Origin of the sequence: Nocardia sp. NPDC059177 (genome assembly GCF_042755165.1) — a bacterium.
GTDB lineage: Bacteria > Actinomycetota > Actinomycetes > Mycobacteriales > Mycobacteriaceae > Nocardia.
This window is the reverse complement of sequence record NZ_JBHZBX010000035.1, coordinates 26,238-40,738: the sequence shown is the minus strand read 5'-3', so window position 1 is coordinate 40,738 and position 14,501 is coordinate 26,238. Positions and strand designations below refer to the sequence as shown.

Here is a 14,501-nt window from a genome sequence, read left to right as displayed (position 1 = left end):
GCCGTCTCTTCCCTCCCTACGGGCACTCCTTCGTCGCACCCTCCGGTCAGTCCAGAGACGACGGGCGGGCCGAGAACAGTGATATTCGCGGCTGGTGCCGCGGGGTTTTCGGCCCCTTTAGGCCTCGCCGCAGTGGATGAGTCGGGTCAGCTGCGCGGGGCGGTGGCCCTCGGGGCTGGACCGGCGGCCGAGACTACTTCCTCGTACTTGCCAGCCAGGGCGAGGACCCAGCCGCGGGGGCTCACGCCAGGGGGTGGGGCGATCCAGCGGGCGTCGACGAACAACTCCCCCAGCGGGTTCCGGGTCCACTCGGCGACGACGGCGGCGCGCTCGGGGACCGAGTTCGGTGGCTCGCCTGCGGCCGGGATGACGATGCCGCTGCCGGAGAGCAGATACAGCGCGTCCATCACCTGCGCGACATGGTCGGAGGCCTTCAACTGCGCGGAGGTGGCGTTCTGTTCCGGCGCGACGACCTCCGGGAACCGGCCGACCATCAGCCGGTGCAGCGGCCGGATGCGGCGCAGCAGCACCCGCGCCCGCCACCACAGCTCGATCACGATCGACACCGCGCCCAGCGAGATCAGCAGGCTCGCGATCTCCCAGGCCGCCCAGCCCCACAGCGGCTGACCGGGCGGCGGCGGCACGGCGTCCTGCAGCGCGCGACCGGCATTGGCGACCGCGAGCACGGCGACCAAAGCCGTTCCCGCGGTGTAGATCGCGATGCCGCGGCCGAGGGTGGTCCAGTCCAGATTGCGCAGACCGGTGGTCACGATGAACACCGCGCCCAGCGCCACCACGATCCAGCCGAAGGTGAACGACCACGCCAGCGTGATCGCGATCGCCAGCGCGCCGATGCCGTAGACCACCAGCGCGACCTGGCGCAGATTGCGCCGCGACACCACCGGCCAGGCCGCCGAGGCGACCACCGAGGTCGCGGTGGTGAACAGGATCCACGCCGACACCACAAGGCCGGTGGACAACCAGCCGTTGTGCACGCCGCCGGGGAGCAGGTTGTCCACGGCGACCGCGACATCGGGAATGGCGACGGTCGAGGCGAACGCGACGGCGGCGACCGCGACGACGATGGCGACGCGGGCGGTCGTCGCCGGCTTGACCAGCACGCGACCCACTCGCGCACCCGCGGCAACCCAGACCAGCAGGGCTGTCAACCAGAGTGTCATCCGAGTGCCTCATCGAATCGAAGGACCGAGACGCCTGCGCCCCGGTTGTTGAACACGCGCAGGCGGGTCATGAGCATGGCCGCGAAGGTCTCGGCCTCCCATTCGGCGAGGTCGTCGGAGCCGTCCTCGACGATCTGCGCGTGCGCGCGCTGACTGAGCATGTAGGCGATCAGGTCGTCGCTGACTTCCAGGGTGGTCTCCACCGCGGCCGCGCCCTCGTGGTCGAACACGATGTGGCCGAGTTCGTGGGCGAGGGTGTGGTCGCGGCTGGGCAGTGCGTCGGCGAGCACGATGATGTCGCGTTCGGGATAGAACCGGCGCTGACCGCACACCCCTGGCCCCAATTGGGCGCTGGTGATCTCGATCTCGCGATCACGTTCCAGCGAGACCGCCGCGACCACCTCGTCGAGGGTGGTCGCGTCGGAGTCGGCGGCCACCGCGCACACCGCGTCGACGGCGGCGGCGACGCGGCGATAGGACCGGGAGGTGCTCTGGGTCTTGCTCTTGCTCATCGAAGATCCCCTCACGACCTCGGTCCGAAGAACTCGGCACGCGCCGCGTTCACCCGGGCTTGGGCGGCTGCGGCACCTTGGAAACTCACTGCGCCCGAACCGGTTCCGGCCAGGGTGAGCGCGATCAGGCCGCCGATCACCGACAGCAGCTCGGGTTCGGGCAGTCCGCTGTTGTCACTGGTCGGCTTGAAGGCGTGGTTCGGCGCGGCGGCGGACGCCGGGGCCGGGGCGGGCGCCGGGGGTGCGGGTGCCTCGGGAGCCGGCGGGACTTCAGCCGGAAGCGGTGCTGCCACAGCGATATTCGGCACCGGAACCGAGGGCGCCGAGGGTGCGGGCGGCAGGGCGATCGACGGTAAGGCGGGGGCGGCCGGTGGTGACGGCAGTGGTATCAGCAGCAGGAGCAGCGGGCTGGCCGAACCGACGGCCGCCGACCCGACCGCGGCCGAACCTGTCGCGGCCGAACCCGCACCGGCCGAACCGACCGCCGCGGACCCGATACCGGCGGAACCGACTGCGGCCGAGCCTGTTCCGAGCACAGCTGACCCGAGACCGAGCGCGGCGGAACCGGTACCGGCGGCAGCCGAACCGACCGCTGCCGAACCGGTACCGAGCACGGCGGCGGCCCCGGCCGAACCCGTCGCGAGCACGCCGGCCGCCCCGGCCGAACCGGTGACCAGCGCCGCGCCGACTCCAGCGGAACCGGTACCGAGGACTGCGGCCACCCCGGCCGAACCGGTACCGAGGATGGCCCCGACACCGGCCGAACCGGTCCCGAGCAGCAGGCCGAGTCCCGCCGAACCGGTACCGAGAGCCAGACCGGCGGCAGCCGAACCGGCACCCACGGCGGCCGACCCCGAGGCAGAACCGGAACCGGCGACTTCCTTTTTGGGCACGTCCTGCGCGACCTGGCCAGGAATACCCAGCGGCTGCCACTCGTCTTCGGCTACCGGAGCGCCGGATCGAGGCGGCTGATCGGCGGAATCCGCGCCCTGCCCGGCGGCATCGGGTCCACCGGCCCCCGAGCCGCTCGGCAGGCTCAGCCCACCGGGTGTGCCGTTGTCCTGGACGCCGTCGGCGCACTCCCCCCCGTTGCCGACCTGGCAGTTATCGCGATGGCGATTACCCGCGCCGCTGCCACCCGCGCTGTTGGGCAGGCTCAGCTGACCCGGTGCGCCGTTGTCCTGGCATTGAGCGGCGCCCTGACCACCGCCCGCGCAGTTGTCTTGCCGACGGTTGTCGGGGCCAGTGGCGCTCGAGCCGCCGGGCAGGCTCAGCTGACCAGGTGTGCCACTGTCCTGACCGTCGCCGGCGCACTGGGCGGCCTGGCCACCGGCGCTCGGGCAGTTGTCGCGATCGCGGGTGCCCAGGCCATTGTCGCCGGAGCCGCTGGGCAAGCTCAGCTGCTCGTGTGGGGGGCTACCCTGGGCGGCGGGGGTCGATGGGTTCTCCGGTGCTGCGACGGCGACCGCGGGCCCGAGTAGGGCACAGCCGGCCAGCACACTCGCGGCGGCAAATACGCGCAACATGCGACCAATGGCCATGCGCCTGTCATCCCCTTAGTAGTTCAGCGCAGAATTACACCCCCGGTCGCGACACATTCCGGGATCGACGAACAGTAGCCCATCGTAAACCCGGCCGTGCAGGCCCGCAGGAGAGCGCAAGAGTCGTCAAGCCCACTGAACGTCCGTGAAATGGGAAAAGCGCAGGCCCGGGCGGTGAACCCGGGCCTGCGCCGCACAGTTTGCTATGCGCCGTAAACCGGCTCCGGCGGCACGCTCTTCTCGATCAGTTCGGCCACCACCGGACCCAGCTCGGCCGGGTTCCAGCGGGCGCCGCGATCGACCGGGGCCCCGTGGCGCCAGCCCTGCGCCACGGCCACCTTGCCGCCCTCGACCTCGAACATCCGGCCGGTCACCCCGGCCGACTCGGTGCTGCCCAGCCAGACGACCAGCGGGGAGACGTTCTCCGGCGCCATGGCGTCGAAGCCGGCATCCGGGGCGGCCATGGTGTCGGCGAAGACGGTCTCGGTCATCCGGGTGCGGGCCGCGGGCGCGATGGCGTTGACGGTCACGCCGTAGCGGCCGAACTCCGCCGACGCGGTGAGGGTGAGCCCGGCGATGCCCGCCTTGGCTGCACCGTAGTTGCCCTGGCCGACACTGCCCTGCAGACCGGCGCCGGAGCTGGTGTTGATGATGCGGGCGTCGACCGGACGACCGGCCTTCGCCTCACCGCGCCAGTACTCGGCGGCATGGCGCATGGTGGCGAAATGGCCCTTGAGGTGCACGCGCACGACCGCGTCCCACTCGTCCTCGCCCAGGTTGACCAGCATCCGGTCGCGCACGAAGCCGGCATTGTTGACCAGCACGTCCAGCCCACCGAATGTATCGACGGCCTGGCGGATCAGCCGGCGCGCACCCTCCCAGTCGGCGACATCGTCATAGTTGGCGACGGCCTCGCCCCCGGCGGCGACGATCTCGTCGACCACCTGCTGGGCGGGCGTCTCGGTGGTGGCGGCGCCGTCGAGGGCGGTGCCGACATCGTTGACCACGACGCGAGCACCGGCCGCGGCGAAGGCGAGCGCGTGCGCGCGACCGATACCCCGGCCCGCGCCGGTGACGATCACCGTGCGCCCCGCGCAGATCAGCTGGTCTCCCATGTTGAAGCTCCTGTGTTCGTTCTCGTGAAATCAGTGGTTGGTATTGGCGGCGTCCAGGAAGGCGGGGCGTTCGCCGCCGCCGTGGACGAGCAGGGTGGCGCCGGTGATGTGTTCGGCCAGGGGGGAGGCCAGGAAGATCGCGGCGCTGCCGACGTCGGCGGGGCGGGCCATGCGGCCCATCGGGACGGTGCGGCCCACGGCGGCGACTCCGTCGGCGTCGCCGTAGTGCAGGTGGCTGAGTTCGGTTTCCACCGGGCCGACGACGACGGAGTTCAGCCGGACCTTGGGCGCCCATTCGACGGCCAGTGAGCCGGTCAGGCTGTCCAGTCCGGCCTTGGCCGCGCCGTAGGCGGCGGTGCCCGGGGAGGGGCGGTGGCCGCTCACGCTGGTGATCATCACGATCGAGCCGCCGGTGTCCTGTTTCTGCATCAGGGCATTGGCGTGCTGGGCGATCAGCAGTGGCGCGAGCAGGTTCAGTTCCACGATCTTGGCGTGAAATTTCGGGCTCGCGGCCTCGGCCAGGGCGAAGGGGGCGCCGCCCGCGTTGTTCACCACGTGGTCGAGCCGGCCGTAGGTGGCCTGGATCTGGTCGAACATCGCGGCGACGGCGTCGGTATCGCGGACATCGCAGGTGAGGTGTTCGGTGCTGCGCTCACCCACCGTGATCGGCTCGTCGGCGGGCCTGCGCGCGCAGGTCAGCACGGTTGCGCCGGCCGCGAGGAAGGCCCGGCTGATGCCCGCGCCGACACCGCGGACGCCGCCGGTCACCAGAACGATCTGCTCGGAAAGGTCGATTTCTACAGCCACCGTGTTAACCTACCAAGCAATTGCTTGCTTTGTCTCGGGTATGCCGAGGCGCGCACGATGGGACACGCGATGGGGATTAACCGTCACACCGAGACCGAGGGCGTCGAAGTCGTCACTGTCGACTACCCGCCGGTCAACGCACTGCCGTCGGACGGCTGGTTCGCGCTGGCCGACGCCGTCCGGGCCGCCGGGCGCAATCCGGAAACCCGGGTGGTCGTGCTGCGGGCGGAGGGACGCGGCTTCAACGCCGGCGTCGACATCAAGGAGATGAACGCCGACACCGGCCACACGGCGCTGATCCGCGCCAACCACGGCTGCTTCGACGCCTTCGCCGCGGTCTACGACTGCGAGGTGCCGGTGGTCACCGCCGTCAACGGCTTCTGCCTGGGCGGCGGCATCGGCCTGGTCGGCAACTCGGATGTGATCATCGCCTCCGACGACGCCACCTTCGGTCTGCCCGAGGTGGACCGGGGCGCGCTCGGCGCGGCCACCCACCTGGCCCGGCTGGTCCCCCAGCATCTGATGCGGACCATGTTCTACACCGCGGGCAAGCTCACCGCCCAGCAGCTGCACCACTACGGGTCGGTGTATCAGGTGGTGCCGCGCGCCGAGCTCGACGCCGCGGCCATGGAGGTCGCCAAGAACATCGCGAACAAGGACGGCCGCGTGATCCGGGCCGCCAAGCGCGCGCTCAACGGCATCGACGTGCAGGACGTGCACCGCTCCTACCGCTACGAGCAGGGTTTCACCATGGAGCTCAACCTCGCCGGCGTCGCCGACGAGATCCGGGCGCGTTTCGACGACGATCTCGCCGCGCAGAAGAAGGAGAAGTGAACGCCATGCGCGACAAGCGAATGACGGTCGACGAGGTTGTCGGTGAGCTGCGCAGCGGCATGACCATCGGCCTGGGCGGCTGGGGTTCCCGGCGCAAGCCGATGGCGCTGGTGCGCGCGCTGCTGCGCTCCGATGTCACCGATCTGACCGTCGTCACCTACGGCGGCCCCGATCTGGGTCTGCTGTGCTCGGCGGGCAAGGTGCGCAAGGCCTACTACGGTTTCGTCTCGCTGGATTCGGCGCCGTTCTACGACCCGTGGTTCGCCAAGGCGCGCACCACCGGCGCGATCACCGTGCGCGAGATGGACGAGGGCATGGTCAAGTGCGGGCTCCAGGCCGCCGCGGCCCGGCTGCCGTTCCTGCCGATCCGCGCGGGGCTCGGCTCCGCGGTGCTCGACTTCTGGGAGGGCGAGCTGCGGACCGTCGAGTCGCCGTACCAGGCGGCCGACGGCCGGACCGAGACCCTGGTCGCCATGCCCGCACTGAATCTGGACGCCTCGTTCGTGCATCTGGATCTGGCCGACAAGCACGGCAATGCCGCCTACACCGGCGTCGACCCGTACTTCGACGACCTGTACTGCCTGGCCGCCGAGCGGCGCTACGTCTCGGTGGATCGCGTCGTGGAGACCGAGGAACTGGTGAAAGCCGTTCCGCAGCAGTCGATCATCCTCAACCGGATGCTGGTCGACGGTGTCGTGGAGGCGCCCGGTGGCGCGCACTTCACCTTCTCCGGCAGCTACGGGCGCGACGAGAAGTTCCAGAAGCACTACGTCGCCGCCGCCGCGACCGACGAGTCCTGGGCCGAGTTCAAGGCCCGCTACCTGGACGTCTCCGAAGAGGAATACCAGGCCGCCGTCCACGCTTTCGCCGAGGAGCAGAAATGAGTTCAGCATCGCTCACCGTCACCCGGGCTGAAGTCTGCGTCGTCGCCGCCGCGGAGATCTTCCGTGGGGCGGGCGAGATCATGGCCAGCCCGATGTCGACGGTCACCACCATCGGCGCGCGCCTGGCCCGGCTCACTTTCGAGCCCGATCTGCTGCTGTCCGACGGCGAGGCCCTGTTCTTCGCCGAGGTTCCGGCGATCGGCGCGAAAGCCCCTGTCGAGGGCTGGATTCCGTTCTCCAAGGTGTTCGATGTGGTCGCCTCCGGCCGTCGGCACGTGGTGATGGGCGCCAACCAGATCGACCGGTTCGGCAACCAGAACCTGTCGGCCTTCGGTCCGTTACAGCAGCCGACCAGGCAGATGTTCGGTGTGCGCGGCGCGCCGGGCAACACCATCAACCACGCCACCAGCTACTTCGTGCCCCGGCACACCAAGCGGGTGTTCGTCGATCAGGTCGACATCATCTCCGGAATCGGTTACGACCGTATCGATCCGGAGAACCCGGCCTACCGCTTCCACCACCTGCACCGCGTGGTGACGAACCTGGGCGTGTTCGATTTCAACGGCCCCGACCACACTCTGCGCGCGCTGTCGCTGCATCCGGGTGTGAGCGCCGGCGAGGTCGCCGAGAACACCTCCTTCGAGGTCGCCGAGCTCGGCACCGCCGGTGAGACCCGGCTGCCCACCGAAGAAGAGCTGCGGATCATCCGAACCGTGCTCGACCCCAAGGGTTTCCGGGAGAAGGAAGTGGCGGCATGAGCCGGCTGCGGACTCCGCTGACGGAGCTGGTCGGGATCGAGCATCCGGTCGTGCAGACCGGGATGGGCTGGGTCGCCGGTCCGCGCCTGGTCGCGGCCACCGCCAACGCGGGCGGCCTCGGCATCCTGGCCTCGGCCACGATGACCTTCGAGGAGCTCGAGGCGGCGGTCGCCAAGACCAAGTCGCTCACCGGCAAGCCGTTCGGCGTGAACATCCGCGCCGACGCGACCGATGCCACCGAGCGCATCGACCTGCTCATCCGTGAGCAGGTCAAGGTCGCCTCCTTCGCGCTGGCGCCGAAGAAGGACCTGATCGCCAAGCTCAAAGACGCCGGTGTGGTGGTGGTTCCGTCGATCGGCGCGGCCAAGCACGCGGTGAAGGTGGCCTCCTGGGGCGCCGACGCGGTGATCGTGCAGGGCGGCGAGGGCGGTGGGCACACCGGCCCGGTCGCCACCACGCTGCTGCTGCCCTCGGTGCTCGACGCGGTCGACATCCCGGTCGTCGCCGCTGGCGGCTTCTTCGACGGTCGCGGTCTGGCCGCGGCGCTGAGCTACGGCGCGGCCGGTGTCGCCATGGGCACCCGCTTCCTGCTGACCCAGGAGAGCACCGTGCCCGAGGCCGTGAAGCAGGAATACCTGGCGCGCGGCCTACAGGACACGGTGGTGTCGGTGAAGGTCGACGGCATGCCGCACCGGATGCTGAACACCGAACTGGTCGACAAGCTGGAGCATTCCGGCGGCTGGCGCGGGCTGTCCGCGGCGGTCGGCAACGCCGCCAAGTTCAAGTCGATGACCGGCATGAAGTGGTCGACGCTGATGCGCGATGGCCTGGCGATGCGCAAGACCAAGGACCTGAGCTGGTCGCAGGTCGTGATGGCGGCCAACTCGGCGATGCTGACCAAGGCCGGTCTGGTCGAGGGCCGCACCGACGCCGGTGTGCTGCCCGCGGGCCAGGTCACCGGCATCATCGACAGCCTGCCGACCGTGGCCGAGCTGATCGACCAGATCGTCACCGACGCCCTCGCCCGCATCCAGGCGGTCGCGGCGCTGGCCGGTGAACCCGCGGTCGATCAGCACTGAGACGTGGGCGGCACCGCCCGCCCGCACTGCCCAGGTGACCCCGACTCGCCTGGGCAACCCCAACCCCTGCCGTTGATCCGGCGAGCGAAGCCGGCCCCGGCCCGATGGATGAGCCACCATCGGGCCGGGGCGGCCAGAGCACCGGACCGGAGCGCACCCACGAAGTGCGCCTCCGGTCCGGTGCTTCTTTCGTCTCAGAGCGGGTCGACGGTGAACTGCGCGCTGCCGGGCAGGTGGGCCAGCGGTGTGGTGCGCACGCTCGCCTCGATCCGCCCCGGTCCGGTGGGCAGGACGACGCCGACCGCACGTCCGGTCTGCCCGGCGGGTCCGCCCGCCACCACCAGCGCGCTCGCCCCCGACGCCCCGGTGTCGAGATTGCGCCACTCGACCGTCGCCGTCACCGTGCAGCCGCTCTCGTGCGAGCCCGGTGTCGCGCTCCAGAACGTGCCACGCAGATACACCGCGGCCTCCCCCGGCGCGCTGTAGTCGCTCGGTCCCGGAATCGCCGTGCCGTCGACCTGCCCGGCGCAGGTCCAGCCGGTCGCCAGCGTGTAGGCGGGCGCGAACGATGTGGCCGCCGCGGCCTGCGTCGTCGTACCGAGCAGCAGGGCGGCACTCGCCGCCGCCACCGTGGCCACGCGGCCGATGTGGGTAGGCATCACTACGGTTCCCTTCGGTTCGCCACGGTGACCTCGTCGCCACCGTCGAGCATGGAGTACCCAGTGGCGCCCGGCTCACCGGATCCTCGGTCCCGAATGCCCGACACGCGCCCGTAGCCGGTGTCGGCGACGCCAGGTCGCCTAGAATTTGCCGGACATCGACATCGTCGCGGGAGGTCGCATGGACGCCGGGAGTCAGCGGCAGGTCCAGACGGCCCCGACACCGGTATGCGCGATGATTGCCGCGCTTCTCCTCGCCGCTCGGCCCGCGGCCGCCCCATCGCCGAACCCGATCCGTCAGGAGTAGCGATGACAGCCCCGCAACAACAGACGACAACCAAGACGATGCCGCTGCTGACGCTGTCGGCGATGGTGGTCGGCTCCATGGTCGGCGCCGGTGTCTTCTCACTCCCGCGCAACTTCGGGCAGGCCACCGGCGGCTTCGGCGCGATCATCGCCTGGGCCATCGCCGGTACCGGAATGTTGATGCTGGCGTTCGTCTTCCAGTCGCTGGCCGTGCGCAAACCCGACCTCGACGCCGGGGTCTACGCCTACGCCAAGGCCGGCTTCGGCGAGTACCTCGGCTTCTTCTCCGCGTTCGGGTACTGGGCAAGCGCCTGCGTCGGCAATGTCAGCTACTGGGTGCTGATCAAATCCACCCTCGGGCAGGTGCTGCCGATCTTCGGCGAGGGCAACACCGTGCCCGCGGTGCTGCTGTCGACGGTGTGTATCTGGGCGTTCCATTTCATGGTGCTGCGCGGGGTGCAGGAGGCCGCCACCATCAACCAGATCGTCACCGTGGCCAAGCTGGTGCCGATCCTGGTGTTCATCGTGGTGCTGCTGTTCTTCTTCGACGCGCGCGTCTTCGCCGACAACTTCTGGGGCGGCGACGCGTACTCCGAATCGCTGGTCGAACAGGTGCGTTCGACCATGCTGGTGACGGTCTTCGTGTTCCTCGGCATCGAGGGTGCCAGCGTGTACTCGCGGTACGCGCGCAAACGCGAGGACATCGGCCGCGCCACCGTCCTCGGATTCCTCAGTGTGCTGGCTATTTTCGCGTCGGTGACGATGGTGTCGTTCGGCATCATGCCGCGCGAGGAACTGGCCGGCGCGCAGCAGCCGTCGATGTCGCCGGTCTTCGAATCCGCGGTCGGCGCCTGGGGTGCCTGGTTCATCAGTATCGGCCTGATCATCTCGGTGCTCGGCGCCTACCTGGCCTGGACGCTGATGGCCGCCGAGGTGTTGTTCGTGGCGGCGAAGGACCGGGACATGCCCTCGTTCCTGGCCCGGGTCAACGACGCCAAGGTGCCGGTGGTGGCGCTGATCTTCACCAGCGTGCTGATCCAGCTCGTGCTGGTCACCACGCTGTTCTCCGACGACGCCTTCACCTTCACGCTCAAACTGTGCAGTTCGCTGTCGCTGGTGCCGTACCTGCTGGCCGCGGCGTACGCGCTCAAGCTCGCCTACACCAGGGAGACCTACCAGCGAATCCGGCCGGGCGACCGCACCAAAGAACTCGTCATCGCCTTCGTCGCCACCTTCTACACCGCGTTCATGCTCGTCGCGGCCGGACTCGAGTTCCTGCTGCTGTCGTGCATCATCTACGCGCCAGGCACCATCCTGTTCGCGCTGACCCGGCGCGAGGCGGGCAAGCGGGTCTTCTCGCCGTGGGAGGCGGCCCTGTTCGCCGTCGTCGCGCTCGGTGCCGTCATCGGCATCGTCAGCTTGGCGACCGGGGCCATCTCGATCTGAGTCCGCCCGATCTCCCGAGGAGCAGAAATGACTGGAACCACCGCGTTCGGCGTCCATTCCGAGGTCGGCACACTGCGCAAGGTGCTGGTGTGCGCGCCCGGCCTGGCCCACGAGCGGCTCACCCCGACCAACTGCGACGACCTGCTCTTCGACGACGTGCTGTGGGTACAGAACGCCAAACGCGACCACTTCGACTTCATGACGAAGATGCGGGACCGCGGCGTCGAGGTGGTCGAACTGCACAATCTGCTCGCCGAGACCCTCGCCGTGCCCGGCGCCAAGGACTGGATCCTCGAGCGCAAGATCGTGGCGAACGAGGTCGGGCTCGGACTGATCGAGGACACCAGGGCCTACCTGCACTCGATCGACGACCGCACCCTGGCGACCTACCTCATCGGCGGCCTCGCCACCGCTGACCTGCCCGCCGAGTTCCGTTCCGGCTATCTGGCGCTGGCGCGCGAACAGTCCGGGGTCCGCGAATATCTGATGCCGCCGCTGCCGAACACCCTCTACACCCGCGACACCACCTGCTGGCTCTACGGCGGCGTCACGCTCAATCCGCTGTACTGGCCCGCGCGCCACGACGAGACGCTGCTGATGGCCGCGATCTACGCCTTCCACCCCGACTTCACCGGCGCGCGGATCTGGTGGGGTGATCCCGAACAGAGTTGGGGGCTGGCCAGTTTCGAAGGTGGCGATGTGATGCCGGTCGGCAACGGGGTGGTGCTGGTCGGGATGAGTGAACGGACCTCGCGGCAGGCGATCACGCAGGTCGCGGGGGCGCTGTTCGAGGCGGGCGCCGCCGAGCAGGTGATCGTGGCCGGGATGCCGAAGCTGCGCTCGGCCATGCACCTCGACACCGTGTTCACCTTCGCCGACCGTGACCTGGTCACGGTGTATCCCGACATCGTCTACGGCATCCGCCCGTTCTCCCTGCGGCCCAGTGATCGCGCCCCCGGCGTCGAGGTCATCGAGGAGACCGCGCCGTTCCTCGATGTGGTGGCCGCGTCGCTGAACCTGCCGAAACTGCGGGTGGTGGAGACCGGCGGCGGCTATTACGCCAACGAACGCCAGCAATGGGACAGCGGCAACAACCTGGTCGCCGTCGAGCCGGGGGTGGTGTTCGCCTACGACCGCAACACCCACACCAACGCGGCCCTGCGCAAGGAAGGCGTCGAGGTGATCACCATCGTCGGCGCCGAACTCGGCCGGGGTCGCGGCGGCGGTCACTGCATGACCTGCCCGCTGGTCCGCGACGCCGTGGAGTTCTGAGCGGGCCGAACTCGGCCGGGGCCGCAGCGGCGGCACTGCATGACCGCTGATCCGCGACGCCGTCGAGTTCTGAGCCGGCCGACCTCGGCCAGGGCCGCGGCGGCGGGTATTGCATGACCGGCCCGCTGGTCCGCGACGCCCTCGAGTTCTGAGCGGAGCTACCAGGCCACGATGCCGTACTCCGCGCCGTCGGTCGCGCCCCAGCGGTATCCCCAGTGCTGTCCGGTGGGGCCGTCGGCGGGCAGGGTCGCCAGGTGGACGCTCACCTCGGCGCCCTGTTCGGCAGTGCGGAAACCGCTGTGGGCGTTGAAGTCCGTAGCGCAGTAGCCGGGATTGGCGGCGTTGACTTTGATGGGGGTGTCCCAGAGTTCCTTGGCGTACATGGCGGTGACCATGGTGAGGGCCGTCTTCGCCGACGGGTACGGCACGGCCGCCGCCTGCCACATCGGGCCGTCCCGGTCCATCATCATGGCGATCGAGCCGACCTCGCTGGAGACGTTGACGATGCGGGCGGCCGGGGCGCGGCGCAGCAGCGGGAGCATCGCATTGGTGACGGCGACGACGCCGAACACATTGGTCTCGTACACCTCGCGCAGCACCGCCAGGTCGGTCTGCGACGGCGCGCCGAAACTGCCCGCGATGCCTGCGTTGTTGACGAGGATGTCGAGCGCGCCGAACCGCTCATCGATGTGCGCGGCGGCCGTGGCGATCGACGCGGCATCGGTGACATCGAGCTGGACTTCCGCTGCGTCGGCACCCTCCGCGCGCAGCTTCGCGACGGCGGCGGCACCGCGTCCGGGATCGCGGGCACCGACGAGGACGGTGATACCGCGGGCCGCCAGTGCGCGGGCGGTCTCGTAACCGATGCCCTTGTTGGCGCCGGTGATCAAGGCTGTGGTGGTCATGTGGTCGAGCGTGGCAGCGGCGGCGTCGGCGCGGGAGGACCAAGCTGTACCACCCAGGCTCACCGGTGCTGCGGCAGACTGGGGACGTGCCGAAACGCGATGAACTGGCGGCCTTCCTGCGCACCCGCCGGGCCCGGCTGCGGCCCGCCGATGTGGGTCTGCCCGATGCGGGCCCGCGCCGCACGCCCGGATTGCGGCGACAGGAAGTCGCCCAGCTGGCCGGCATCTCGGTCGACTACTACATCCGCGTCGAGCAGGCCAGGGGCGCCAAGCCGTCGCGGCAGGTGCTCGCCGCGTTGGCGCGGGCGCTGATGCTCACCGTCGACGAACGCGACTACCTGTTCCGCGTCACCGGTGAGAGCCCGCCGCCGGTGCCCGGCCCGGACCGGGTGGTCCCGCACGCGATCCACACCGTGCTCGACAACCTGGCCGCACCGGCCTATGTGGTCGACGCGTCCTTCGAGGTCCTGGTCTGGAACCGCGCGGCCACCGCCTTCATCGGCGACCTGGCCACCGTCGAGGACCACGAACGCAACCTGGTGCGCTGGATGTTCCTCATGCCCACCGACGACCCCGCCTGGGACGACCCGGACACCGAGCGCTATGTGCGCTCGACCGTCGCCGAACTGCGCGCCACCTACGCCCGCTACCCGGGCAACCCCGCGCTCGCCGCCCTGGTCACCGAACTACTCGGCACCGCACCACGTTTCGCGGCGATGTGGGCCGACCACGATGTCGCGGTCCGCCGCACACACCGCAAGCACATCCGCCATCCGCAGCTGGGGCCGCTCGAGTTCGAATGCCAGGAACTGCACATCGCCGACACCGACCAGCGGCTGATCGTCTACTGCGCCGACGCGGGTTCACCGACGGCGGAGGTCTTCGCGGCGCTGGCCGCCGGGGTGGCAGGACCACCGAACGTCGTCAGGCCCGGCGTAAACGTGCAAAGTAAGGGCGCTCAGTCGGAATACTGACTCGCGGCGCTCCGATTGCACGAAAATGCCGGATGATCGCGCTGGATCGCCAGCGCACGGCCACCCGTGGTCAGCCGGCCGCCGCCACGATCGGTGCGATGGTCACGATCGCTGGCCGCCGGGATGGCAGGGCACGGAACGTCGTCGGGCCCGGCGTAAACGTGCAAAGTAGGGGCGCTCAGTCGGAATACTGACTCGGGGCACTCCGATTGCACGAAAATGCCGGTT

At 69.8% G+C, this 14,501-nt stretch carries 14 protein-coding genes; 7 read left to right on the top strand and 7 right to left on the bottom strand.

What is annotated here, in order from left to right:
- Positions 1–146: 146 nt before the first annotated feature.
- From ACFXK0_RS28035 to ACFXK0_RS28015, 5 genes are all read right to left on the bottom strand, one after another.
- Positions 147–1,181, bottom strand: coding sequence for a hypothetical protein (locus tag ACFXK0_RS28035; RefSeq protein WP_379414032.1), 1,035 nt, complete (start codon positions 1,179–1,181; stop codon positions 147–149).
- On the bottom strand, positions 1,178–1,693 hold the full coding sequence (locus ACFXK0_RS28030; protein ID WP_379414031.1) for an ImmA/IrrE family metallo-endopeptidase: 516 nt from the start codon (positions 1,691–1,693) through the stop codon (positions 1,178–1,180). The genes ACFXK0_RS28035 and ACFXK0_RS28030 overlap by 4 nt, the downstream gene beginning before the upstream one ends.
- A gap of 11 nt (positions 1,694–1,704) precedes the next feature.
- Complete coding sequence (locus ACFXK0_RS28025) at positions 1,705–3,234, bottom strand: hypothetical protein (RefSeq protein ID WP_379414030.1); 1,530 nt, start codon at positions 3,232–3,234, stop codon at positions 1,705–1,707.
- A gap of 203 nt (positions 3,235–3,437) precedes the next feature.
- The gene (locus tag ACFXK0_RS28020; protein WP_379414028.1) at positions 3,438–4,349 is read right to left on the bottom strand and encodes an SDR family oxidoreductase; all 912 of its coding nucleotides are present in this window, start codon (positions 4,347–4,349) and stop codon (positions 3,438–3,440) included.
- Between the two features lie 30 nt (positions 4,350–4,379).
- Complete coding sequence (locus ACFXK0_RS28015; protein ID WP_379414026.1) at positions 4,380–5,156, bottom strand: SDR family oxidoreductase; 777 nt, start codon at positions 5,154–5,156, stop codon at positions 4,380–4,382.
- Positions 5,157–5,225: 69 nt separating this feature from the next.
- Between ACFXK0_RS28015 and ACFXK0_RS28010 the strand changes: the two genes are divergently transcribed.
- The 4 genes from ACFXK0_RS28010 to ACFXK0_RS27995 are packed head-to-tail and all read left to right on the top strand — an operon-like array spanning position 5,226 to position 8,711.
- Positions 5,226–5,990: an enoyl-CoA hydratase family protein gene (locus ACFXK0_RS28010; protein ID WP_355270823.1), complete on the top strand. Its 765-nt coding sequence runs from the start codon at positions 5,226–5,228 to the stop codon at positions 5,988–5,990.
- A 5-nt stretch (positions 5,991–5,995) separates the two neighbouring features.
- On the top strand, positions 5,996–6,874 hold the full coding sequence (locus ACFXK0_RS28005) for a CoA transferase subunit A (protein ID WP_379414024.1): 879 nt from the start codon (positions 5,996–5,998) through the stop codon (positions 6,872–6,874).
- On the top strand, positions 6,871–7,632 hold the full coding sequence (locus ACFXK0_RS28000; RefSeq protein ID WP_379414023.1) for a CoA-transferase subunit beta: 762 nt from the start codon (positions 6,871–6,873) through the stop codon (positions 7,630–7,632). Before ACFXK0_RS28005 ends, ACFXK0_RS28000 begins: the two co-directional genes overlap by 4 nt.
- Complete coding sequence (locus tag ACFXK0_RS27995; protein ID WP_379414021.1) at positions 7,629–8,711, top strand: NAD(P)H-dependent flavin oxidoreductase; 1,083 nt, start codon at positions 7,629–7,631, stop codon at positions 8,709–8,711. Before ACFXK0_RS28000 ends, ACFXK0_RS27995 begins: the two co-directional genes overlap by 4 nt.
- 194 nt (positions 8,712–8,905) lie before the next feature.
- Here ACFXK0_RS27995 and ACFXK0_RS27990 read toward each other — a convergent pair whose 3' ends face one another.
- The gene (locus ACFXK0_RS27990) at positions 8,906–9,370 is read right to left on the bottom strand and encodes a hypothetical protein (protein ID WP_379414020.1); all 465 of its coding nucleotides are present in this window, start codon (positions 9,368–9,370) and stop codon (positions 8,906–8,908) included.
- A gap of 309 nt (positions 9,371–9,679) precedes the next feature.
- On the opposite strand from ACFXK0_RS27990, the gene ACFXK0_RS27985 reads away from it, so the two are divergent.
- Together ACFXK0_RS27985 and ACFXK0_RS27980 are read left to right on the top strand one after the other, a co-directional pair.
- On the top strand, positions 9,680–11,122 hold the full coding sequence (locus tag ACFXK0_RS27985) for a basic amino acid/polyamine antiporter (RefSeq protein ID WP_379414018.1): 1,443 nt from the start codon (positions 9,680–9,682) through the stop codon (positions 11,120–11,122).
- A gap of 27 nt (positions 11,123–11,149) precedes the next feature.
- Positions 11,150–12,394: an arginine deiminase gene (locus ACFXK0_RS27980; RefSeq protein WP_379414017.1), complete on the top strand. Its 1,245-nt coding sequence runs from the start codon at positions 11,150–11,152 to the stop codon at positions 12,392–12,394.
- 158 nt (positions 12,395–12,552) lie between these two features.
- On the opposite strand, the gene ACFXK0_RS27975 is transcribed toward ACFXK0_RS27980, so the two are convergent.
- Positions 12,553–13,299 carry an SDR family oxidoreductase gene (locus ACFXK0_RS27975; RefSeq protein ID WP_379414015.1) on the bottom strand — a complete coding sequence of 249 codons (747 nt, stop codon included), beginning with the start codon at positions 13,297–13,299 and terminating at the stop codon, positions 12,553–12,555.
- 86 nt (positions 13,300–13,385) lie between these two features.
- On the opposite strand from ACFXK0_RS27975, the gene ACFXK0_RS27970 reads away from it, so the two are divergent.
- Positions 13,386–14,273, top strand: coding sequence for a helix-turn-helix transcriptional regulator (locus ACFXK0_RS27970; protein ID WP_379414013.1), 888 nt, complete (start codon positions 13,386–13,388; stop codon positions 14,271–14,273).
- The last annotated feature ends 228 nt before the right edge of the window (positions 14,274–14,501 follow it).